General features: G+C 72.3%; 24 protein-coding genes and 1 pseudogene. 7 read left to right on the top strand and 18 right to left on the bottom strand.

Translation table 11 applies throughout. From position 1 onward, the window contains the following. The first annotated feature begins 18 nt into the window (after positions 1–18). A complete protein-coding gene (locus tag ACNTMW_RS20325) occupies positions 19–456 on the top strand; it encodes a hypothetical protein (RefSeq protein WP_426635268.1) in 438 nt (145 codons plus the stop codon). A gap of 83 nt (positions 457–539) precedes the next feature. Here the strand turns inward: ACNTMW_RS20325 and ACNTMW_RS20320 are convergent, their stop codons facing one another. The 8 genes and pseudogenes from ACNTMW_RS20320 to ACNTMW_RS20285 form a co-directional block, all read right to left on the bottom strand. Beyond that, positions 540–1,571 (bottom strand): SIS domain-containing protein, encoded by a 1,032-nt coding sequence (locus ACNTMW_RS20320; protein ID WP_426635267.1) that lies wholly within the window; start codon positions 1,569–1,571, stop codon positions 540–542. 323 nt (positions 1,572–1,894) lie between these two features. Then, positions 1,895–2,386, bottom strand: a pseudogene (locus ACNTMW_RS20315) (GNAT family N-acetyltransferase); the annotation flags it as partial. Next, positions 2,383–2,598, bottom strand: coding sequence for a biotin/lipoyl-binding carrier protein (locus ACNTMW_RS20310; RefSeq protein ID WP_426635266.1), 216 nt, complete (start codon positions 2,596–2,598; stop codon positions 2,383–2,385). The gene ACNTMW_RS20310 and the pseudogene ACNTMW_RS20315, both read right to left, overlap by 4 nt. 397 nt (positions 2,599–2,995) lie before the next feature. After that, complete coding sequence (rsrA, locus tag ACNTMW_RS20305; RefSeq protein ID WP_426635265.1) at positions 2,996–3,292, bottom strand: mycothiol system anti-sigma-R factor; 297 nt, start codon at positions 3,290–3,292, stop codon at positions 2,996–2,998. Positions 3,293–3,297: 5 nt separating this feature from the next. Further along, positions 3,298–4,098 (bottom strand): sigma-70 family RNA polymerase sigma factor, encoded by an 801-nt coding sequence (locus ACNTMW_RS20300; protein WP_426635368.1) that lies wholly within the window; start codon positions 4,096–4,098, stop codon positions 3,298–3,300. A 169-nt stretch (positions 4,099–4,267) separates the two neighbouring features. Beyond that, entirely contained in the window at positions 4,268–4,891 is a 624-nt protein-coding gene (locus tag ACNTMW_RS20295) for an alpha/beta hydrolase family protein (RefSeq protein ID WP_426635263.1), read from the bottom strand. Between the two features lie 25 nt (positions 4,892–4,916). Further along, positions 4,917–5,315 carry a WhiB family transcriptional regulator gene (locus ACNTMW_RS20290; RefSeq protein WP_426635262.1) on the bottom strand — a complete coding sequence of 133 codons (399 nt, stop codon included), beginning with the start codon at positions 5,313–5,315 and terminating at the stop codon, positions 4,917–4,919. A 155-nt stretch (positions 5,316–5,470) separates the two neighbouring features. After that, positions 5,471–6,196 carry an SOS response-associated peptidase gene (locus ACNTMW_RS20285; protein WP_426635261.1) on the bottom strand — a complete coding sequence of 242 codons (726 nt, stop codon included), beginning with the start codon at positions 6,194–6,196 and terminating at the stop codon, positions 5,471–5,473. 189 nt (positions 6,197–6,385) lie between these two features. Here ACNTMW_RS20285 and aroA point away from each other — a divergent pair, with 189 nt between their 5' ends. Both aroA and rsgA read left to right on the top strand, forming a co-directional pair. Then, positions 6,386–7,702: a 3-phosphoshikimate 1-carboxyvinyltransferase gene (gene aroA / locus ACNTMW_RS20280; protein WP_426635260.1), complete on the top strand. Its 1,317-nt coding sequence runs from the start codon at positions 6,386–6,388 to the stop codon at positions 7,700–7,702. 93 nt (positions 7,703–7,795) lie between these two features. Continuing rightward, positions 7,796–8,758 (top strand): ribosome small subunit-dependent GTPase A, encoded by a 963-nt coding sequence (gene rsgA, locus ACNTMW_RS20275; RefSeq protein WP_426635367.1) that lies wholly within the window; start codon positions 7,796–7,798, stop codon positions 8,756–8,758. A gap of 38 nt (positions 8,759–8,796) precedes the next feature. Here the strand turns inward: rsgA and ACNTMW_RS20270 are convergent, their stop codons facing one another. Then, positions 8,797–9,333: a DUF2087 domain-containing protein gene (locus tag ACNTMW_RS20270; protein WP_426635259.1), complete on the bottom strand. Its 537-nt coding sequence runs from the start codon at positions 9,331–9,333 to the stop codon at positions 8,797–8,799. A gap of 94 nt (positions 9,334–9,427) precedes the next feature. Here ACNTMW_RS20270 and hisN point away from each other — a divergent pair, with 94 nt between their 5' ends. Both hisN and ACNTMW_RS20260 read left to right on the top strand, forming a co-directional pair. After that, positions 9,428–10,279, top strand: a complete 852-nt coding sequence (hisN, locus tag ACNTMW_RS20265) for a histidinol-phosphatase (protein WP_426635258.1) — start codon at positions 9,428–9,430, stop codon at positions 10,277–10,279. Positions 10,280–10,308: 29 nt separating this feature from the next. Beyond that, complete coding sequence (locus tag ACNTMW_RS20260; protein WP_426635366.1) at positions 10,309–11,175, top strand: hypothetical protein; 867 nt, start codon at positions 10,309–10,311, stop codon at positions 11,173–11,175. Positions 11,176–11,194: 19 nt separating this feature from the next. Here the strand turns inward: ACNTMW_RS20260 and ACNTMW_RS20255 are convergent, their stop codons facing one another. After that, the gene (locus ACNTMW_RS20255; protein ID WP_426635257.1) at positions 11,195–12,304 is read right to left on the bottom strand and encodes an FUSC family protein; all 1,110 of its coding nucleotides are present in this window, start codon (positions 12,302–12,304) and stop codon (positions 11,195–11,197) included. A 65-nt stretch (positions 12,305–12,369) separates the two neighbouring features. Between ACNTMW_RS20255 and ACNTMW_RS20250 the strand changes: the two genes are divergently transcribed. Next, positions 12,370–12,741 carry a DUF6221 family protein gene (locus ACNTMW_RS20250; protein ID WP_426635256.1) on the top strand — a complete coding sequence of 124 codons (372 nt, stop codon included), beginning with the start codon at positions 12,370–12,372 and terminating at the stop codon, positions 12,739–12,741. Positions 12,742–12,788: 47 nt separating this feature from the next. On the opposite strand, the gene ACNTMW_RS20245 is transcribed toward ACNTMW_RS20250, so the two are convergent. Next, positions 12,789–13,046: a hypothetical protein gene (locus tag ACNTMW_RS20245; protein ID WP_426635255.1), complete on the bottom strand. Its 258-nt coding sequence runs from the start codon at positions 13,044–13,046 to the stop codon at positions 12,789–12,791. Between the two features lie 227 nt (positions 13,047–13,273). Further along, positions 13,274–13,513, bottom strand: a complete 240-nt coding sequence (locus ACNTMW_RS20240; RefSeq protein ID WP_426635254.1) for a hypothetical protein — start codon at positions 13,511–13,513, stop codon at positions 13,274–13,276. Positions 13,514–13,795: 282 nt separating this feature from the next. Between ACNTMW_RS20240 and ACNTMW_RS20235 the strand changes: the two genes are divergently transcribed. Next, entirely contained in the window at positions 13,796–15,286 is a 1,491-nt protein-coding gene (locus tag ACNTMW_RS20235) for a diguanylate cyclase domain-containing protein (protein ID WP_426635253.1), read from the top strand. Positions 15,287–15,314: 28 nt separating this feature from the next. Here ACNTMW_RS20235 and ACNTMW_RS20230 read toward each other — a convergent pair whose 3' ends face one another. From ACNTMW_RS20230 to ACNTMW_RS20205, 6 genes are all read right to left on the bottom strand, one after another. After that, entirely contained in the window at positions 15,315–15,701 is a 387-nt protein-coding gene (locus ACNTMW_RS20230) for a hypothetical protein (RefSeq protein WP_426635252.1), read from the bottom strand. Beyond that, positions 15,694–16,083 (bottom strand): hypothetical protein, encoded by a 390-nt coding sequence (locus ACNTMW_RS20225; RefSeq protein WP_426635251.1) that lies wholly within the window; start codon positions 16,081–16,083, stop codon positions 15,694–15,696. Before ACNTMW_RS20225 ends, ACNTMW_RS20230 begins: the two co-directional genes overlap by 8 nt. Next, on the bottom strand, positions 16,080–17,090 hold the full coding sequence (locus ACNTMW_RS20220) for a hypothetical protein (RefSeq protein WP_426635250.1): 1,011 nt from the start codon (positions 17,088–17,090) through the stop codon (positions 16,080–16,082). The genes ACNTMW_RS20225 and ACNTMW_RS20220 overlap by 4 nt, the downstream gene beginning before the upstream one ends. Before the next feature lie 17 nt (positions 17,091–17,107). Further along, complete coding sequence (locus ACNTMW_RS20215) at positions 17,108–18,724, bottom strand: putative T7SS-secreted protein (protein WP_426635249.1); 1,617 nt, start codon at positions 18,722–18,724, stop codon at positions 17,108–17,110. Positions 18,725–18,848: 124 nt separating this feature from the next. Then, the gene (locus ACNTMW_RS20210) at positions 18,849–19,148 is read right to left on the bottom strand and encodes a WXG100 family type VII secretion target (protein WP_426635248.1); all 300 of its coding nucleotides are present in this window, start codon (positions 19,146–19,148) and stop codon (positions 18,849–18,851) included. An 18-nt stretch (positions 19,149–19,166) separates the two neighbouring features. After that, positions 19,167–19,502: a WXG100 family type VII secretion target gene (locus tag ACNTMW_RS20205; RefSeq protein ID WP_426635247.1), complete on the bottom strand. Its 336-nt coding sequence runs from the start codon at positions 19,500–19,502 to the stop codon at positions 19,167–19,169. Positions 19,503–19,554: the final 52 nt, after the last annotated feature.

Genomic DNA, 19,554 nt, shown 5'->3' with positions numbered 1-19,554 from the left:
ACGGTAACCTCTCCAGGCGTGCGGCGCTTCGTTTCCTCAGCCCTTGCCCTCGTCACGACCTGCACCGTTCTCACCGGATGCGGCTGGTGGCGCGCCGGTGGCGAGAGTCACACCAAGCCGAGCGGGTTCGTGCTGCGCGGGTACGTGACGGTCGCGGGCGCGCCGGCCGGACCGGTGGGCGGCCCGTGCCAGGTGCCGGCACCCGGGATCGCGCAGAACACTCCGGTACGGGTCAGCGACCCACCGGGTACCACGCTCGGCACCGGCGCCCTCGGTGCCGGGGTACTGGCGGCCGACGGCGAGGCGTACCGGTGCAACTTCCCGTTCGAGATCGACGGCGTACCCGGCGGCCACACCACGTACCAGGTCTCGGTCGACGACCGGTCACCGGTCACCTTCCCGGCCGACGAGTTGCGCCAGGACAAGCCGGCGGTGATCCCGGTCAACCCGTCCTGAGATCACCTTGATCAACACAACTTCCGGGAAGTTGTGGCCTCCGCCCCGGACTGAGGCCACAACTTCCCGGAAGTTGTGACGATCTAGAGGGTCGTGGTCACCTTCTTCAGCCCGCGCGGGGCGTCCGGGTCCTCGCCCCGGTGGCGCGCCAACTCCAGCGCCAGCCGCTGTAGCGGCAGGATGTCCAGCAGCGGCGCGTAGCGCTCGTCGACGTCCGGGGTCGGGATCCGCAACGCGGCACCGTCCACGTCGGACGGCCCGATCGCCACCACGTCGGCGCGGCGCTCGTCGAGCCGGGCCAGCACCTCCCGCATCGCCGCGCCGCCCGGGCCCGAACCGACGACGGCGAGGACGGGTACGTCCGGGTCGGCCATGGCCAGCGGCCCGTGCAGCAGGTCCGCGCCGGAGAAGGCCAGCGCCGGCAGGTACGACGTCTCCATCAGCTTGAGTGCGGTCTCCCGGGCGGTCGGGTACGCGTACCCCCGGCCGGTGGTCACCATCCGCGCGGCGAACCGGTAGCGGGAGGCGAGCTGCACCGGCGTCGGATCGTCGATCAGAGCCTGCGCCGCCGCCGGCAGCCCGGCGAGAGCGGCCCGCTCGCCGGCGGGAAGCACCCCGTCACCGGCGCGGATGCCCTCCACAAGCATCAGCAGGGCGAGCAGCTCCGCCGAGTACGTCTTGGTCGCCGCGACCGCCCGTTCGTGACCGGCGGCGACGTCCACCGACAGCTCCGCCGCCCGCGCCAGCGGCGACTCCGGGTTGTTGGTCACGGCGAGGGTGTGCGCACCCTGCTCCCGCGCCACCCGGACCACCTCGCACAGGTCGGGCGAGCCGCCGCTCTGGGAGACCCCGACGACGAGCGCGTCCCGCAGGTCGGGGCGGGCGCCGTAGACCGTGATGGCCGACGGCGAGGCCAGTCCGGCCGGCACACCGAGCCGGATCTCGGTGAGGTACGCCGCGTACAGCGCCGCGTGGTCGGAGGTGCCGCGCGCGGTGAACACGACGTGGCGCGGGCGCCAGCCGGCGATCCGCGCGGCGACCTCGGCGATCGCGGGCGCCTGCTGGTCGAGCAGCCGGGCGTACACCTCCGGCTGTTCGGCGATATCGGCGGCCATCCCGGTTCCCGGTTGGCTCGCTGGCTGGCTCGTCACGACCGTCCCCTCCCCGTTGGAGTATGCGCGTTTCAGCAAGGATGGTCGCACAAACGAGCAGGATCACACAATGAGTGAGCAGCTTCGCGCAGCACCCACCGTCATCGTGGCGGATACTGCGCGAGGCTGCTCACTCGGTGCTCGCTTGCTGCTCTTCCCGCGATCCGGGCGGGTTCGCGGTGCTGCTACCGCGCGGATCCTTCAGGATCATGAAGAGGCGCACTGGAGGGCGCACTGGAATACGCGCGGACATGTGTGCCGGAGGGCGCGCCGGCCAGCGGCGGGCCGGGGAGGGCGTGCTTCAGGGCGAGCAGGCGCACGCCCGGTATCGGCGTCCAGTCCCGCTCCGGGATCCGCTGGAAACCCATCGAGAGGTACATCCGCTGTGCCGAGATCACGAAGTCGCGGCAGCAGATCACGACGGCGCGCCGGCCCGCGTCGGTGGCGCGGCGCAGGCACTCGTCGACCAGTAGCCGGCCCACGCCGCGGCCCTGCGCGGCCGGGTCCACCGCGAGCATCCGGAACTCGGCCTCGTCCGGACCCGCCAGCTCCGCGTACCTGCTGCCCGGCAGCACGAAGGTGACCGACCCCAGTACGCGTTCGGTCAGCCCGTCGACCGCCACCAGAACGGTGCCCTCGGCGGCGCGGGACGCCACGTCGGCGAGCACCCGCTCGTACCCGGTCTCGTTCAGTTGCCCGGACTCGGCATAGGCGGCGACGGTCAGCCGGCCGATCTCGGCATAGTCGCCGGGGCCGGCCACGCGTACCGCGACGGTCATTCGATCACTGCGATGAGGTCACCTTCCTGGACGACCTCACCCTCCTTGACCGCCAGCTCCTTGAGGACGCCGTCGGACTCGGCAACGACCGGGATCTCCATCTTCATCGACTCGAGGATGACGAGGGTCTCGCCCTCCTCGACCGTCTCGCCGGCGGTCTTGACCACCTTCCAGACGTTCGCCACCATCTCGGCCCGGATCTCGTCGGCCATCTGTCCGTCCTCTCGTGTCGTCGCTCAGTATCCAATCACGGCAGCCGGCGAAGCGGCGGCCGACCGGGGGGCGTCGGACCCGGTCGTGGCATCGGCACGTCGTCGCACCCCGGTGGTCGTCGTACCCCGGTATCGGAAGTCACCTGTGCCGGAGACTACGACCCGGAGAGCACGGCCGCTGGGGACAACGCCCGCTGGAGATCACCGGTACCGGCCACGGCAGGAGGCCGGACCGGGGCGGGGACGGCACGCCACAGCGACGGTGGGAGGCCGGACCGGGCGGGGACGGCACGCCGCGGCCATGGCGACGGCCACTGCCCCACCGTGACCGCCGGCTGCCGCGACCGCGGTGCCGACCACCGCTACGGCTGCGACCGGTATCCGGGAGTTGGGCGGGTCACTCCGCCTGGAACTGCTGGAACTCCAGCTCGTTGCCCTCGAAGACGACCAGGTCGGCGAGCTTGGCGCGCAGCCGTTCCTTGAGCTCCACCGGGGCGGACTCGGCGCCGCAGCAGCGGGCGACGAGGGCCTTCACCTCCTGCTCGATGCCGTACTCCCGCAGGCACGGCGAGCATTCGTCGAGGTGCCGGCGGATCAGCGACCGCCGGTCCTCGGAGCATTCCAGGTCGAGGTACAGGTAGACCTCGGCCAGTACCTCACGGCAATCGGTCTCGTGGGGTTCGCCGCAGCTCATGCCTGTCACGCCTCCTGCCCGGCGGGCTGGTTCGTCGGTACCCGGGTGAACCCGCGGTCGGCAGCGTAGCGCTCCAGCATGCCGCGAAGATTGCGCCGTCCACGGTGCAGCCGGGACATCACCGTGCCGATCGGCGTACCCATGATGTCGGCGATCTCCTTGTAGGAGAAGCCCTCGACGTCGGCGAGGTAGACCGCCAGCCGGAAATCCTCCGGCAGCGACTGCAGCGCCTCCTTGATGTCCGAGTCGGGAAGCCGGTCCAGCGCCTCGGTCTCGGCGGACCGCAGCCCGCTGGACGTGTGTGACTCCGCCTCGGCCAGTTGCCAGTCGTGGATCTCGTCGGTGGGCGCCTGTACCGGTTGGCGTTGCCGCTTGCGGTACGAGTTGATGTACGTGTTCGTGAGGATCCGGTACAGCCAGGCCTTGAGGTTGGTGCCCTCTTCGAACTGGTGGAAGGCGGAGTACGCCTTCAGGAAGGTCTCCTGCAGCAGGTCCTCGGCGTCGGCCGGGTTGCGCGTCATCCGCAGCGCCGCCGCGTACAACTGGTCGAGGAACGGCATCGCGTCCCGCACGAAGCGATCACGCCGCTGGTCGGGCTTCTCGTCTACTGACACGCGCCCCTCTTCCTTCCACCGTCCGGCCGAGAATACGCCGGTGCCACTACCCTCCGTACGGGACGGGTGGGTCCGGCGCCGGTCGACGGACACGGTGGGCCAGGACGGATCGGGCGTCGTCGCCGACACGGCATCGTCCGCCGGCCATTCGGGACCGGCCAGGACGCTCCGCCAGCGTGCACCCTCGTTCATGTCGGACTCCCGGGTGGCGGTACGCACCTGGAATCCTCCCTTCGCCAGTGGCCGGTACACCGAGGCGCCAGCCTTCCGCCGGTGTAACCGAGCGGGCGATCGGATCATTCCGACGTGTGGCGCACACGTCACACGGGCCCCGCTCACTCGGCTCCGGGGGACGCCCCGCTCACTCGGCTCCGGGGGACGCCGCGGCCCAGCCGTGCCGCGCGAGCCAGTCCACGGCGACCGCGGCGGCGGCTGCCGGGTCCCGGCGCAGGTCGTGCGTCTCGCCCGGCAGGACGCGTACCTCGGCCGCCCCGGACGCCGGCGGGACGCCGAAGGGATCCCGGTCGCCGTTCACGACGAGCGTCGGCAGCTCGGTCGGCAGTTCCCCGGCCCGGCTGCGGTCCGGCTTGCCGGGCGGGTGCAGCGGGAACGCCAGCGCGAGCACCCCGGCCGCACCCAGTTCGGCGGCGGTCCGGCAGGCCACCCGGGCACCGCTGGAGCGCCCGCCGACGACGAGCGGCACGGCGTCCGGTACGAGATCGCGCAGCGCCGTGACGACCGCGACGTACACGCGGTCGAGCTGGGCGGCAGGCGCGGGCGCCCGCCGGCCGGCCACCCGGTACGGCTGGGTCACCCGGGCGACCGTGACGCCGGCGGCGACCGCCGCGTCGCGCACCGCGACCAGGTCGACGGCACCGATCCCACCGCCCGCGCCGTGGCCGAGCACGAGCAGGCTCAGGGGTGCGCAGCCGGGCCGGTCGACGTCGAGCCCGGCCGGACCGTACGGGGTCGCGACCTCGATCATGCGGGGAATGATCCCAGCCGCGCGGCTACCGGCCGGCGGCACCCACCTGTTCGAGTACCCGAAGGACGTTCATCCCGGCGAGCCGCTGCTCGTCGTATCCGCGGGCGGGCACGTCGGAGCGCCAGGCGACGAGCATGGCCCGGCGCTCGCGGGGCGTCGTCGCGCCCCATACGCCGTGGCAGTCGCCGACGTCGAGCGCCCAGGCCAGGCAGGAGCCCTGCACGTCACACGAGCGGCACAGCGCCACCGCGGCGTCCGCCGGTTCACTCGGCGCCGGGAAGAACGTCTCTGGATCCACACTCTGGCACAGGCCCCTGGTCCGCCACGCCGGATCGAGGTCGCGTTCGCTGATCGCGCGAATGAGTCGCGGATCGCGCCTTGCTGCGGCAACCTCGTGCGGGCGTGGCATACGCGCCCGGGTCATGCACCCACCTCCCCCGTGGGTTACGACATTTCGGCGGGCGCACGTTTACGACAGAGCAGCACGCCTACCGGCGCTGTGTTCTACCGCACAGACGCGCACTTCGACAAGTGCGTTGCACGAGATTACGTAAAAGTCGCCTCCCAATCCCCGTCGTATCAGTCAAAAAGCGTCAGATCCTGTGGCCGCTCGGCGGGAGCGTGCAGCGGCGCCGCGGGTACCCGCTCGATCAACTGCGGGCCCTTGTTGCGGACGTTGCCGACCGCGGCGCCCACCGGCCGGATCTCGACCGCGTCGAGGTACCCGGCGGGCGGCGGTCCGAGCAGCGCCGACGCGGTGGCCGCGTCCGCGTCCAGCCAGTCCCGCCAGCGCTCCGGCGGGAGCATCAGCGGCATCCGGTCGTGCACCGTCGCCAACTCCCCGACCGCCGCCGTGGTCACGATCGTGCAGGTCAGCAACTTGTCCTCGCCCCACACCGTCCACAGGCCGGCGAAGGCGAGCCCGGCACCGTCGGACCGGGTCATGTAGTAGGGCTGGCGCTCCCGGGGCGAGCGGCGGACCCACTCGTACCACCCGTCGGCCGGCACCAGGCAGCGCCGGGAGGCGAACGACGGCGCGTACGACCGGGTGGCCGCGACCGTCTCCCCGCGCGCGTTGATCATGCGGGCGCCGACGCTCGGATCCTTTGCCCACGGCGGCACGAAACCCCAGCGGGCGGTCGACAGCACCCGCGTACCCGCGCTGCCCGACCCGCGCACGATCGGCACCGCTCTGGTCGGCGCCACGTTGTAGTCGGCCGCGAGCCCATCGCCCGTCTCATCGCTCGCCTCGAACAGGGCGCTCAGGTCAGTGGCGCTTCGGGTGGTGGCGTACCGGCCGCACATATGCACCACGCTACCGGCGACTCGGCCGCCGCGCCGTCCCGTCGCCGCCGTGATCACCGCCGGCCGGCGTCGATCACGGGGCGGGCCGGCGTCGGTCAAAGGCCGGGTCAAGGGGTGGGCCGTCCCACCCAACAGGAGCACGGCCGGACGGCCGTCCCGGCGCTCGGACGACGTTGGCAGACTGTACGGGTGGCTGACAGCAACCCCGCCGCTACACCGGCCCGACAGCCGCGGCCGTGGACGGCGCCCACCGCGAGCGAACCCGTCACCGCGACCGTGCGGCTGCCCGGATCCAAGTCGATGACCGCGCGGGCGCTCGTCCTCGCGGCCGTGTCGCACGGGTCGAGTACCCTGCGCGCTCCGCTACGCGCCCGTGACACCATGCTCATGGCCGCCGGACTTCAGGCGCTCGGCGCCACCGTGAGTACCGGCGACGACGACCTGTGGTTGGTACGACCGCGCCCGATGCATGGCCCGGCGAAGATCGACGTGGGCCTGGCCGGCACCGTGATGCGGTTCCTGCCACCGGTCGCCGCGCTCGCCGAGGGCCCGGTGACGTTCGACGGCGACCCGCGCGCCCGGCAGCGACCGATGGCACCGATGATCGACGCCCTGGGCCGGCTCGGCGTCGGCATCGACGCGAGCCCCGGTGGGCACCTGCCGATGACGGTGCACGGGACCGGGCGGGTCGTCGGCGGCGAGGTCACGATCGACGCGTCCAGCTCCAGCCAGCTCGTCAGCGGCCTGCTGCTCGCCGCCGCCGCGTTCGACCGCGGCGTGGTCGTACGGCACGTCGGCCCGCCGGTGCCCAGCGCACCGCACCTGGAGATGACCGTGCAGATGCTGCGGGCGGTCGGGGCCGGGGTCGACGACAGCACCCCGGACGTGTGGACCGTCGAACCTGGCCGGCTGGCCGGCCGTGGCTGGGACATCGAACCCGACCTGTCCGGCGCCGCGCCGTTCCTGGCCGCCGCCCTGGTCACCGGCGGCGCGGTCACCGTGCCGGGCTGGCCGGGCAGCACCACCCAGGCCGGCGACCGACTGCGCGAGCTGCTGTCCGAGATGGGTGGCGAGCCGAGCCTGTCCACGGAGGGGCTCACCATGCGGGGCACCGGTGTGGTGCACGGACTCGACGCCGACCTGTCCGACGTCAGCGAGCTCACGCCGGTGCTGGCGGCCCTCGCCGCCGTCGCCGACTCGCCGTCGCGGCTGCGCGGCATCGGCCACATCCGCGGCCACGAGACCGACCGGATCGCGGCGCTGGCCCGTGAGCTGAGCCGGCTCGGCGCCGACGTGACCGAACAGCCGGACGCGCTCGAGATCCACCCCCGGCCGCTCACCGGCGGTACGTTCGATACCTACGACGACCACCGGATGGCCCACGCCGCCGCGGTCATCGGCCTCGCCGTGCCCGGCATCGAGCTCACCGACGTCGCCTGTACCGCGAAGACGATGCCCGAGTTCCCGACGCTATGGTCGGCGATGGTGGGTCAGTCGCGGGACTAGGTAGCAGGGGGTAGTGCGCTGAGGCGACCGCGCGAGTACGACGAGGACGACGTACGGGTACGCCCGGGGCGGTCGACGCGCCCGCGTACCCGGATCCGGCCACGCCACTCCGACGCCATCGAGGGCTTCGTGGTGGCGGTCGATCGTGGCCGCTACACCTGCCGGGTCGGCGAGGACCGGACCGTGGTGGCGATGCGCGCCCGGGAACTGGGCCGCCGCGGTGTGGTCGTGGGTGACCGGGTACAGCTCGTCGGGGACGTGTCGGGGCGCACCGACACGCTCGCCCGCATCGTCCGGATCGACGAACGCACGTCGACGCTGATGCGCACCGCCGACGACGCCGAGAACACCGTCGAGGGACGCCAGGAGCGGGTCGTGGTGGCCAACGCCGAGCAGCTCGTGATCGTCAGCGCGCTGTCGGACCCGCCCCCGCGTACCGGGTTCATCGACCGGTGCCTCGTCGCCGCGTACGACGCCGAGATCGAGCCGCTGCTGTGCCTGACCAAGGCCGACCTGGCCGGGCCGGAGGATGTTCTGGACTACTACGCGGAGCTGGACCTGCCGTACGTGCTGTGCCGCCCGGACGCCGAGCCGGCGGAGCTGCTGGCGGCGCTGAACGACCGGATCTCGGTCTTCGTCGGCCACTCCGGCGTGGGCAAGTCCACGCTGGTCAACCGCCTGGTACCGGACGCCGACCGGGCGGTCGGCGCGGTCAGCGCGGTGGGCAAGGGCCGGCACACCTCCACCAGCGCCGTGGCCCTCGCGCTGCCCGGCGGCGGCTGGATCGTCGACACACCGGGCATCCGCTCGTTCGGCCTGGCCCACGTCTCGCCGGACAGCCTCCTGCACGGCTTCCCCGACCTGGTCGAGGCGTCCACCCGGTGCCCACCCAACTGCGACCACACCGGCGCCGGCGGCGAGTGCGGGCTGGACAAGCTGATCGCCGAGGGCGGGGCGGACCCGCGCCGGCTGCTGTCGTACCGCCGGCTGCTCGCCTCGCGCAGCGGCGAGGAGATCGACTTCCGCGGCGGCGAGGACGGCGACCCGACCGGCTGAGGCCGTCACCCGGGCGGCTGAACCTGTCGCCCGGCCGGTCAGACGTCGACGTACCCGCCGGTCCGCCAGTAGATCGCGTTGTCCCGGGCCAGCAGTTCCTCGTCGATGAGGTACCGCCGCAGCGAGGCGTAGTCGGGATGCCAGGCGCGCAGGATCGCGTCGACCGCCTTCTCCGGGTACTTCACCCCCGGTTCGAAGCACGACGCCAGGTGCTCCAGGACCACCCGCCGCTTGCCGCGGGCCGCCGGGATCTGGGCCAGCCGGCCGTCGACGATGAACGTGCGCAGGATCATGTCCTTCTGCCGGTCCGGGTCGAGCGGCTCGACCTCGACCGGCGGCGGTGCGTACTCACGGACCGCGTCCTTGAACACCTCCGTACGGGCGGTGAACCTGCCGTCCACGACGTCGACGAGGCCGCCCTGCTGGAGGCGGCGGAGGGCGGCGACCACCGACCGCGGCGGCAGCCCGGTACGGTCGGCGACGGCACTGGGAAGATCGGCTCCGAGGACGACCGCCGAGTACACCCGCAGGCGGTCGGTCTCGGCCAGCAGTCCACACAACGCTTCCGGTCTCACGGCTATCCAACCTATCGGCCCCCGCCAGCCGGTTTTTCGCCCGGTCACCCGCGCCGACGGGCAGCTCACGGCCGTCGGCTAGGTTCTGAAGACCATGGCCCGGTACACCGACGACCTCGCCCTGGCGCACCTGCTCGCCGACACCGCCGACGCCATCTCGGTGGCCCGGTTCCGCGCGCTCGACCTGCACGTCAGCGCCAAACCCGATCTCACGCCGGTCTCCGACGCCGACACCGCCGTGGAGCAGGCGCTGCGCGCCACCCTCGGCCGCGCGCGGCCGCGCGACGGCGTCCTGGGCGAGGAGTACGGCACGACCCCGGCCGCCGGGCCGAGCCGCCGCCGGTGGGTGATCGACCCGATCGACGGCACCAAGAACTACGTGCGCGGGGTGCCGGTGTGGGCCACGCTGATCGCACTCATGGAGGACGACGAGCCGGTCGTCGGCCTGGTCTCCGCCCCGGCGCTGGGGCGGCGCTGGTGGGCGGCGACGGGGCTGGGCGCGTACGCCGGCCGGCACTCCTCCGCCGCGACCCGCATCCAGGTCTCCGGGGTCAGCCGGCTCGCCGATGCCTCGTTCTGCTACTCGTCGCTGACCGGCTGGGAAGAGGTCGGGCGGCTGGACGCGATGCTCGACATCATGCGGACCACCTGGCGCAGCCGCGCGTACGGCGACTTCTACGGGTACATGCTGCTCGCCGAGGGCGCCGTCGACGTGATGGTGGAGCCCGAGCTGTCGCTGTGGGACCTGGCGGCGCTGGTACCGATCGTGACCGAGGCCGGCGGCAGGTTCACCGACCGGGCCGGCCACCCCGGCCCGAACGGCGGCAGCGCGATCGCCACCAACGGGAAACTGCACGACGAGATCTGTACCCGTCTGGGGGAAGACGGGGACAAGCCGACGTCCCGACCCGGAAGGGCTCACGAGGGGTCTATCCTTCCCCGGTGATGTCTGCTGGCTGGTTGTTCCTCGCGGCGATGATCGTCGCGTACGGTGTGGCCAACTTGCTGCAGTCGATCGCCGCCGCCCGTACCGACCTGCAGCCGGGCTTCGACCCGCGGCTGCTGCTGCACCTGGGCCGGCGCAAGACGTACCTGGTGGGGCTCTCGTGCCAGTTCGCCGGGTTCCTGCTGGCGTTCCTGGCCCGGCGGGACCTGCCGCTGTTCCTGGTACAGGCGGCCGTGGCGGCCGGTCTCGGGGTCACCACCCTGCTCGGTGTGCTGGTGCTGAAGTGGCGCCTGCCCACGACGGAGGTGGTGCTGCTCGGCGCGCTGTCCGCCGGGCTGGCCGGCCTGGTGATCTCCGCCCGGCCGAACCCGTCCCGGCAGCTCGGCGTGGCCGGTAGCGTCGGGTTGACGGTCGCCCTCGTCCTGATCGCGGTGGCCGGTTTCTTCGCGGCCCGCCTGCACGGCTCGCACGGCTCCGTCGCGCTCGGGTCGCTGGCCGGGGTGGCGTTCTCGGCGGCCGCCGTGGCGTCCCGGCCGCTCGCCGGTGTGCACTCGGTCCACCAGTTCGTCACCGACCCGCTGCTGTACCTCCTGATCGCCCACTCGGTGGTGGGTCAGTTGCTGCTCGGTATGGCCATGCAGCGCGGCTCCACCACGTCCGCGGTCGCCGCGATGGACGCCGCCGCGGCCGTACCGGCGGCCGCCGTCGGCCTGCTGCTGCTCGGCGACGAGATCCACCCGGGGCGGGAGTGGCTCGCCGCCGCCGGCTTCCTGGTGACGCTCCTGTCGGTGATCGGGCTCAGCTTCTACGCCGAGCCGCAGCAGCACCACCAGCAGGCCCCCTCCCGGATCCCGGTGGCCGCCGGCAGCCCCGGCGACGGGCACCACCCGGGCTGAAACACCGGGACCGGTCGGGTCAGCCCCGGCGGGACGACGCGGAGCATGCCCGGACCGTCTTCTCCGCCTCGACGCGCTCCAGGCCGCTGGCGCGCAGCAGGTCGGTCGCGACGAACCGGATCTGCCCGACGGTCATCTGGCCGGAGAAGCCCAGCGCCTGGTGCGCCTGGGACGCGTGGCGGACCGCGCAGCGCACCAGTTCCCGGGTCCCGACCGGCTCCTCGCCGCGCTCCAGCGCCCACCCCAGCTTGCGGGTCGCGGTACCGAGCGCCTCGATGGCGGACAGCAGTTCGGTGGGTACCGGTTCGTCGTCGCGCAGCAACGTCACCGCCCGGCGGGCCAGTACCCGCGCGTTACGGGTGACCCGGTCGAGGTCGGCGGCGCTCTCGCCGTACCGGGCCAGCCGGCCCCGGTACCGCCGCCACAGCGGGGACAGCCGCACCGCCTCCCGGCTCGCCGTCACCGCGTCCGCGTACGCGGTCAGCTCGATGTTGGTGCCTCGCAGCCGCTCCAGCGCCTCCTCGGCGGCGGACAGGTCCCGGGCGTCCAGCGCCGCCGCCACCGCATCGAAACCGTCCGCGATGGCCCCCAGCAGCGGATCGGCCGCGCGGTGCAGCACGGTCACCGGATTGGGTGGCAGCAGCAGCGCGGTGACCAGCAGCCCGACCGCGCCGCCGACCAGCGCGTCGACGAACCGGGGGTAGGCCAGGCCGGTCGTCGGCGGCTGCACCGTGGCCACCAGTACCGCCGACGACGCCGACTGGATGACCAGGACCGCGCTGCCCCGCACGAAGAGGGCCAGCGCCACCGCCAGCGCCACGACGGCGCCGAGCTGCAACGGCCCGGTACCGATCAGGTAGATCAGCACGTCGCCGACGAGCACGCCGACCGCGACGCCGAGGACCAGCTCCACGACCCGGCGGATGCGGTTGCCGAGCGCCGCGCCCAGCGGGATCACCGCCGCGACCGGCGCGAAGAACGGATAGGGGTGGCCGACCAGGTCGTGCGCCACGAACCAGGCGGTGCCCGCCGCGACGCCGGCCTGGACGATCAGGATCAGGTTGTCACGTACCCGCGCCAGCCGGTCACGGATCGATGAGGTCGTCGCCGCCGCGGCAGGTAGCACCATGGGGTAAAAGTACGGGTCGGGTGATCGGTGGTCATAACGGGCGTGCACCGGGCACGATGGCCGGGATGGACGACGACCTGATCGCGTGGCTGTCCGCACAGCTCGACGACGACGAGCGGGCGGCGCGCGCCGCCAGCCCGGGACCGTGGGGGTACGACCCGTCCCACGAGTTCCGGATGCCCGGCAGCGGTCCGCTGGAGTTCGTCGGCGCCGGGGTCGCGCCGGACTTCCACGGCATCGCGGCGACCGGACCGGCCGACGACCCGCAGAGCATGGCCGACGCCGGTCACATCGCCCGGCACGACCCGGTCCACGTGTGCCGGGACGTCGAGGCCAAGCGGAAGATCATTGAACGGTACGGCGGCAGCGAGGTCGTGCGGCTGCTCGCCAGCGGGTACCGTGACCGGCCCGGCTACCGGGCGGAGTGGGCGCCGTAGGCCGGCGCCGCTGACGGACGTCGCCGACGGCGCCGGCTCCGCCGCCGCTAGCGGCGACCGGGGTAGCGTCCCCGCGGATCGTGGCCGCGCGGGTCGCGGGCGCGGACCCGTACCGGCTGCGGTTTCATCTGGTTGCGCCTGGCTGACATGGCCATGATCTCGGCGAGCACGATAGCGGCGGCGACGATTCCGGCAAGCACGTACACCATTATCGTCACGCTTCCCGCCGCAGCGGTGTCGGCCAGCAGTACGAACAGCCAGAGCGCCATGGCCGGCCTGGTCGCGCGACCGCGGTGCCCCACCATCGTCATCACCTCCACCCCGGCAGTTACCCGCGCTACGACCTGCCCATGCATGCGCGCGGGGCCGGATGGCCGTCCGTGCGGTATCCACCGGCCCGGATACCCACGGGAGAGTGACGTGCGCCCGGACGAGCGGTTCCTCCGCCCGGAGGAGCGGGGGAACGCCACCACCTCACTCGACGCGCGCCGGACCGACGGGTCAGGTCCGGCCCGCTCCGGTTCCGGGTGGCTCAGGTCTGGTGGGCCATGGCCTGCCGGGCCGCCGCCTTCAGGGCGTCCGCCAGCGCGGGCACCTCGGCCGCGCCGTAGACCAGCAGAAGCTGCCGCTCGTTACCGGTCTCGCGCTCGGCCGCCGTGGCCCGTTCCACGACCACCTGCGTGGTGACCACACCGTCGTCGGTCGTCACCGCCATGTCCGCGATGCCGACGTCCACCTGACGTACGAAGAGTTCCTGTAACTCGTCGGCCATCCTGGAACGCTATGCCGCCGCGCACGGTGTCGCCCTCGCCCGATCCGGGTGAGCCCGGCCGGGTTCGCGCGAGGTGGACGTGACCGCCGCGGTCAGCGGGTGCGGGTGGGCGGCCGGAAGTGGAAGCCCGGCTCGGCCGCCGGGACCCGGTCGACGTCGCCGCCGTACTCCTCCCCCGTCCAGACAAAGGCGAAATCCCAGTACACACGGTCTGACTGCCCCCGCTCCCGGTAACCAAACCGACGCTCTCTCGATCGACCCATCGCGATGTACGGTGTGCGGGTGAGCGCGGTGGACGCGGATCGCGGCCCGTACGGCGGGGGGCACTCCACCCCCGACCAGCCCGGCACGGCCGGGGCCTACCTGCTGTCCTGCGCGGCGCTGATCCTGGCGTACCCGCTACTGTCCGACGTCCAGCAGATGATCGCCTTCCTGGTGGTGTCGCTGTCGTCGCTGGCGGGCGTCCTGGTCGGGCTGGGCCGCACGGCCGGCAGCGACCGGGTGCCGTGGTGGCTGCTGTTCTTCGCCCTGGCCAACCTGAACGCCGACAACGTGATCTGGTACTGGTTCGTCTTCGGTGAGCACCGCAGCACCGGCGACAGCATGATCACCAATGCGTTCGCCGCCGTCGGCCAGGTCCTGATGTTCTCCGCGGCGATCAACGTCGTCTCGCGGCGCGGCCGCAACGACAGCGGCGGGATGATCGACGCCACCATCGTGTCGATCGCGGTCGGTGGGGTGCTGTGGGGATACCTGCTGTCGCCGCACATGCGGGCCGTCGGCCGGGACGCGGTCACCCAGGTCTCGACGTGCGTCGCGGTGTTCATGCTGATGGGCATCCTCGGCGCGCTGACCCGCCTGCTGCTGACCGCGAAGCGGTTCGTGCCGGCGCTGTGGTTGCTGGTGATCGCACAGGCCTCCTCGCTGAGCGGCATCATCGCCGTCTCGATGCTGATCGACCCGGTGACGGGCATCCGGCCGGGATGGACCAACATGCTGTACATGTGCGGGTACGCCGCGCTGGGATTGTTCGGCCTGGAGCGCTCGGCGGCGGACCTGTTCCGGCCCGAGCCGGCGCCCCGGGACCATCTCAGCTACGCCCGGCTCACGTTCCTGGGGCTGGCGGTGGCCGCCATGCCGATCACGGGCGCCGTCAGCCAGGCCCTCGGCCGCGACGTGGAAGGCCCGTTCCTGGCGGCGGTCGCCGGCCTGGTCACGCCGCTGGTCATGATGCGGATCTGGCGGGTGTCGGCCGAGCGTTCCTGGGCCGAGTGGACCCTGCGCTACCAGGCCGGCCGCGATGATCTCACCGGCCTGCCCAACCGTCGGGAGTTCGCCAGCCGGCTGGCCACGGCGCTGCGCGAGGGCCGAGCGCTCGCGGTGATCTTCTGCGACCTGGACGGTTTCAAGGGCGTCAACGACCGCCTGGGTCACGCCGCAGGCGACCACCTGCTGGTCGAGGTCGCCAGCCGGTTGCGCCGCTGCGTACGCCCGGGTGACGTGGTCAGCCGCTTCGGCGGGGACGAGTTCGTGCTGCTCTGCCTCGACGCCCACCGCGAGGCGGCCGCGCAGGTGTGCCGGCGGATCGAGCAGGCGCTCGGTCAGCCGGTCACGCTCGACGGCGAGCCGGTCGTCGTGGGTGCGAGCATCGGCGCGGTCACCGGAGACGGCGCGGCGAACGCCGAGGAGATCATCCACCGCGCCGACGCGGCCATGTACGTGGCCAAGCAGAGCCGGTCGGCGGAGCCCGGGGTCCGTACGGTCACCGCCTGAGCCAGCCGCCATGGCGCTCGTCGCCCGATCAGTGTTCCTGGGCTCCCGAGCCGGCGAAGATCTCCGACGGGGTGGTGTCCGGCCACAGCTCCGAATACCCGGGGAAGGAGCGGTCGAACAGCCACAGCACGGCGATGTCAGGCGGTACCAGGCGCCGCCACCAGCACGCTATCTCGGCGGCCCGCTCGTACGACCGCACGTCGATCCCGATCGTCCGGCCGTTGGGATGCAACTCGACGAGGATGTCGTCCCACGGCTCGGAGCCGCGGATCCAGGCCGAAGCGGCGAGGTGGGCGCCCTCGCCCCAGCCGCGTACGCCCGCGTCCGGCCACCTGGCGACGACGGCCTCGGCGAACGCCTCCACGCCCAGCGACCACTCCGCCGGCTCGGGCGGTACGACCAGGAACTCAGCCATCCGTGGTCCTCACTTCGACGACGCCGATACAGCCCACCTCGTTGTGGGCCCAGGACAGGACCGGGATCGCATCCGGCGAGTTGGTGATGATCCGCACGGCCCGGAGCGGGTTGTTCTCGTCCTCGAGCACCTCGCGGTACCGCGCGAACGTCGCGAGCAGATCGACGACCGCCGCCTGCCGCACCGGCCCCGGCGCCGACGAGCCCTGCACCAGCGGCGAGGTGGCCGGGTTGGCGACCCACTCGACGTGGACGATGCTCGCCGTGCGCTCGTCGATGCCGGCCACCCAGACCGGCGGCATGCCGTCACCGGCCACGTTGTACCGGGGCCCGGGCCACACCGCGTCGGCGTACCGGCCGGTGCCGTTGAGCATGAGGGTCATGGTGACCCGCCCTCCTCCACCCACTGGACGTCCGGCGGCCGGCGTTCGAGGACGACCACCGCGGAGAGCAGCCTCTCGACCCGGTCGATGTCGAGCGGGCCCCCGTCATCACCGACCGCGCGCAGCGGGCGTCCGAAACCGCCGCCCGGCTCTCCCGGCCACCAGACTACGTCGATCCGCCGGCCGGCGCGGCGCAAGCCGAGCACGTCGGCCGGCCCGTCCGGCCGCGGTGAACCGACCGGATCCCAGCGCAGCCAGCCGTCCCAGAAGCCGTTCCCGGCCGGCGCGACCAGCCCGTACCGGTCGACGATGGCGGAGCCGGTCGGGGACGCGTCACCCGACCACCAGACCCGCAGGCCCTCGACCGCGTCGGTACCGGTCATGACCGGTACGCCGGGCGAGCCGTCGTCCCGCGCGATCCACCATGCGGCGACCCGGAAGTCGACCGCCGACCGGTCGCGCATCCACGCGGCGGCGCGCGCCCATCCGTCCTGCCGGCGAAAGGATGCCTCGTCCTCGATCGCCGTGCGCCAGGCGCGCGACTCCTCGATCGCGAGGTGGTCGCCGGTCCTGTCGCTGCGCCGCACCATGTCGGCGCGGCCGCTCGCGGGCCAGCCCCAGGCGTAGCGCGTCGCGGCTATCCCGCCGGCCGGCGACGGAGCGATCCGGAAGACCGCACCTCCACCGGTGAAGAACCGCCCCCACGCGGCGACCGGGTCCTCGTCCGGGGCGTCCGGGGCGTCCAGGGCCCGGATCCACCGCTCGGCGGGGAGCGCGGGTCGCATCCCGTCGAGTGCGCGCAGCCAACCGGCGCGGAACTCGTCCGCGAGCCGCTCCCCGGTCAGGTCGGTGACCTCGGGCAGGGCGGTCGGCACGGCGCCGTCGGCCGCGTTGGACGGGGACACGCGCCAGGTGGAACCGTCGAAGAGCACCATGACACCGGCGCGGTACTCGGGCGGCTCGACGTACTCCTTCGACGGTTTCCGTTTCCTCGACCAGAGCGCCACGGCACCTTCCCACCGGGTCAGGGGACGACGACAACGACGCCGTTGCGGATGCCCGCCTCGTTCATGATGTCAGCCCAGTACTCCACCGAGTACGACGCGTTCGTCTTCACGATCATGGTTTGCAGCGGGTTGTTGGGGCTGGCGAGCCGGTCGGCGTAGTCCTGCATCTGGCTGACCTTGCCGTCCCGGACGCTCTCCCACCGTTCGGCGCCGCTGTTGTACCGCATCGGGCTGTCGTTGTTGGAGTAGCCGTACTCGCTCTTCGAGTACTTGGCGTCGACGATCGCGGCGTGGTCGGCGTCGACACCGTCGGCCCACTGCGTCTGGTACTTCCTCAGATCGATCTCGTCACCCGGGTGCTGGAGGTTGTACTCGGTCGGGCCGGCCACGTCGTTTCGTCGCTGGTACTGGAGAGCCTCGCTGCGGTTGCCGGCCTCCTTGGTGGGGAGGCTGTCCCGGTACGCGAGCACCCGCTCCCGGGTGGCGTCGTCGACCTCGCGCAGCCGGTTGTTGACGAACGCCTGCTCGGCCTTTTTCGCGCCGCGCTCCGACAGGTTGACCAGGGCCTGCCCCGCCCTGGTCTTGTTCAACTGGCCGACCAGGGCGTCGTTGGCCCGGTTGAGCAGGCGGCCCGGTGCGGTGACGAACCGCCCGACGCGGGTGGCGCCGAACGCCATCGCGCCCCGGTACGCCCCGCTGCTGCGGATCAGGTAGCTCGCGCGCGACATGAGCTGCGGCGCGCCGGCGCGCAGCCCCGCGCCGGCCAGTTTGCCGATGCCGGGCAGCAGGGTCAGACCGATGTCGATCAGGATCATCGTGAGGTCGCCCTCGCCGGTGGCGGCGTAGATCGACAGGTCGATCGCGCCCGCCAGCAGGGCCGACCCGATCGCGATCGGGCCCATGATCGGCGCCAGTACCGGGATGAACGACAGCAGGCCGGCGACCAGCGACACGATCTTCAACGCGCCGGAGAGCTTCTTGAGCAGCTCCTTGTTGTCCCGCACGAAGTTGGTGAACTGGCCGCCGATGTCGTACCACTTCGGGTTCTCCTTGAACCGCATCCCCTTGGCCTCGACGATCACCCGGGTGCAGGTGTGCACCGCCGTCGTCAACCGGGTCCGCAGCCCGTTGGCCTGGTCCACGCAGTTCTGCCAGTCCCGCTGCGCCTGCGACAGGGCCGTGGACGCCGCGGACGTGTCGGAGTGGTACGGGTCGGGCTCGGTCGACTCGGCGGGCCGGTCGGCGACCTCCTGGCCGTGCTTCTTGTCGGCCTGCTCGGCCCGGTCGACCCGGCCCTGCGCGCTCTGGACGGCGGCCCACAGCCCGGGTGCGCGGTGCGCGAGCGGGCGCATCTGGTCCTGCAGGGACTCCAGCGTGGACGCGAACGTGGTCAACGCCCCGGAGACCTTGCCGAACGCCTCGCCGGTGACCTGCAGGTGGCGTGGCATGTCCCGGTTGAGGCCTTCCCGGAACTGGTCGCCCTCCGGCCCCACGAACTCGCCGGTGTCCAGCCGGGTGATCGCACCCCCCGCCTCGGCGGCGGCCGTGCCGAAGCTCGACCACCTGCCCGCCGACGAGCGAATCGCCGAGGGATCGCCCTCCATGCGAAACAGGTGCGCCGGGAAATCCGCCATGTCGTCCGCCTCCCCCGTCGCTGCCGGTTGGCCGTGTCGCCGTCGGGCCCGGGCGGGTCAGGTGTCCGATCGCCCGGGACGACGGCGGGTCGACGTTCTTCCTGCGAGGAGTTCCGTAGGGCGCCTACTTCTGCAGGGCGCCGCGCACCTGGCCGCGCATCTCCTGTACGGAGGAGGTGGTCTGGCCGAGCGCCTGGGTGACCGAGTCGAGGATCTGCTTGACGGTGCCAGCGGCGTTGTTCCACTGCTGCTGGATGCCGTTGTAGATCTCCATCTCGTCACCCTCCCAACTCGCCTTGACCCGGTTGACGAAGTTGGTGAGGTCGTCGAGGCTGGCCTGGAGGCCGGACGCCACCGCGCTGATGTCGCCGTGCGCCGAGCCCGCGGTCGACTCGTCGTAACTGAATACACCGCCGCCGCTCATCGCTGTCAGTCCTCCCCGTCAGCCGCGGAACTTCGCTCCGTCCCAGTTGGCCTGATTGGTCGTTGCTTGCAGTTGGCTGGTCTGCTCGGCGTGGTAGGTGTCGTAGAGCTGACCGGACGTGCCCACCCGCGACTTGATGTCGGTCAGGGCCTTGTTGAGGTCGGCCATCGCCTCGTTCCACTTCGCGGTGAGCTGCGCCCAGCTCTGGAAGGCCGATCCCTTCCAGACCGCGGGCAGGGGCTCGATCGCGGCCAGGAACGCCTTGGCCTGGCTGTTGAGCGCGTCCACCGAGGTGTTGAGGTTGGACGCGTGCTGGTTGACGGCGTTGTCGGTGATCGAGAACTTGGTGCCCACTGATCCTCCCTAGGTGCCGGCGCCAGGAGGTCCGCTGGTGCCGACGTCGCCC

Source organism: Planosporangium spinosum (genome assembly GCF_049999945.1).
In the GTDB taxonomy this organism is placed as follows: Bacteria; Actinomycetota; Actinomycetes; order Mycobacteriales; family Micromonosporaceae; genus Planosporangium; species Planosporangium spinosum.
This window is presented reverse-complemented; position numbering and strand designations above follow the sequence as displayed.

Excerpts from the sequence above, each read along its gene's own strand:
- ACNTMW_RS20320 (WP_426635267.1), bottom strand. The coding sequence starts at position 1,571 with ATGGCCGCCGATATCGCCGAACAGCCGGAGGTGTACGCCCGGCTGCTC.
- ACNTMW_RS20250 (WP_426635256.1), top strand. The coding sequence starts at position 12,370 with ATGGACGACGACCTGATCGCGTGGCTGTCCGCACAGCTCGACGACGAC.
- ACNTMW_RS20295 (WP_426635263.1), bottom strand. The coding sequence starts at position 4,891 with ATGATCGAGGTCGCGACCCCGTACGGTCCGGCCGGGCTCGACGTCGAC.
- ACNTMW_RS20310 (WP_426635266.1), bottom strand. The coding sequence starts at position 2,598 with ATGGCCGACGAGATCCGGGCCGAGATGGTGGCGAACGTCTGGAAGGTG.
- ACNTMW_RS20245 (WP_426635255.1), bottom strand. The coding sequence starts at position 13,046 with ATGGTGGGGCACCGCGGTCGCGCGACCAGGCCGGCCATGGCGCTCTGG.
- ACNTMW_RS20225 (WP_426635251.1), bottom strand. The coding sequence starts at position 16,083 with ATGACCCTCATGCTCAACGGCACCGGCCGGTACGCCGACGCGGTGTGG.
- rsrA (WP_426635265.1), bottom strand. The coding sequence starts at position 3,292 with ATGAGCTGCGGCGAACCCCACGAGACCGATTGCCGTGAGGTACTGGCC.
- ACNTMW_RS20260 (WP_426635366.1), top strand. The coding sequence starts at position 10,309 with ATGATCGTCGCGTACGGTGTGGCCAACTTGCTGCAGTCGATCGCCGCC.
- ACNTMW_RS20255 (WP_426635257.1), bottom strand. The coding sequence starts at position 12,304 with ATGGTGCTACCTGCCGCGGCGGCGACGACCTCATCGATCCGTGACCGG.
- ACNTMW_RS20215 (WP_426635249.1), bottom strand. The coding sequence starts at position 18,724 with ATGGCGGATTTCCCGGCGCACCTGTTTCGCATGGAGGGCGATCCCTCG.
- ACNTMW_RS20285 (WP_426635261.1), bottom strand. The coding sequence starts at position 6,196 with ATGTGCGGCCGGTACGCCACCACCCGAAGCGCCACTGACCTGAGCGCC.
- ACNTMW_RS20230 (WP_426635252.1), bottom strand. The coding sequence starts at position 15,701 with ATGGCTGAGTTCCTGGTCGTACCGCCCGAGCCGGCGGAGTGGTCGCTG.
- ACNTMW_RS20290 (WP_426635262.1), bottom strand. The coding sequence starts at position 5,315 with ATGACCCGGGCGCGTATGCCACGCCCGCACGAGGTTGCCGCAGCAAGG.
- ACNTMW_RS20300 (WP_426635368.1), bottom strand. The coding sequence starts at position 4,098 with ATGAACGAGGGTGCACGCTGGCGGAGCGTCCTGGCCGGTCCCGAATGG.
- ACNTMW_RS20240 (WP_426635254.1), bottom strand. The coding sequence starts at position 13,513 with ATGGCCGACGAGTTACAGGAACTCTTCGTACGTCAGGTGGACGTCGGC.
- hisN (WP_426635258.1), top strand. The coding sequence starts at position 9,428 with ATGGCCCGGTACACCGACGACCTCGCCCTGGCGCACCTGCTCGCCGAC.
- ACNTMW_RS20210 (WP_426635248.1), bottom strand. The coding sequence starts at position 19,148 with ATGAGCGGCGGCGGTGTATTCAGTTACGACGAGTCGACCGCGGGCTCG.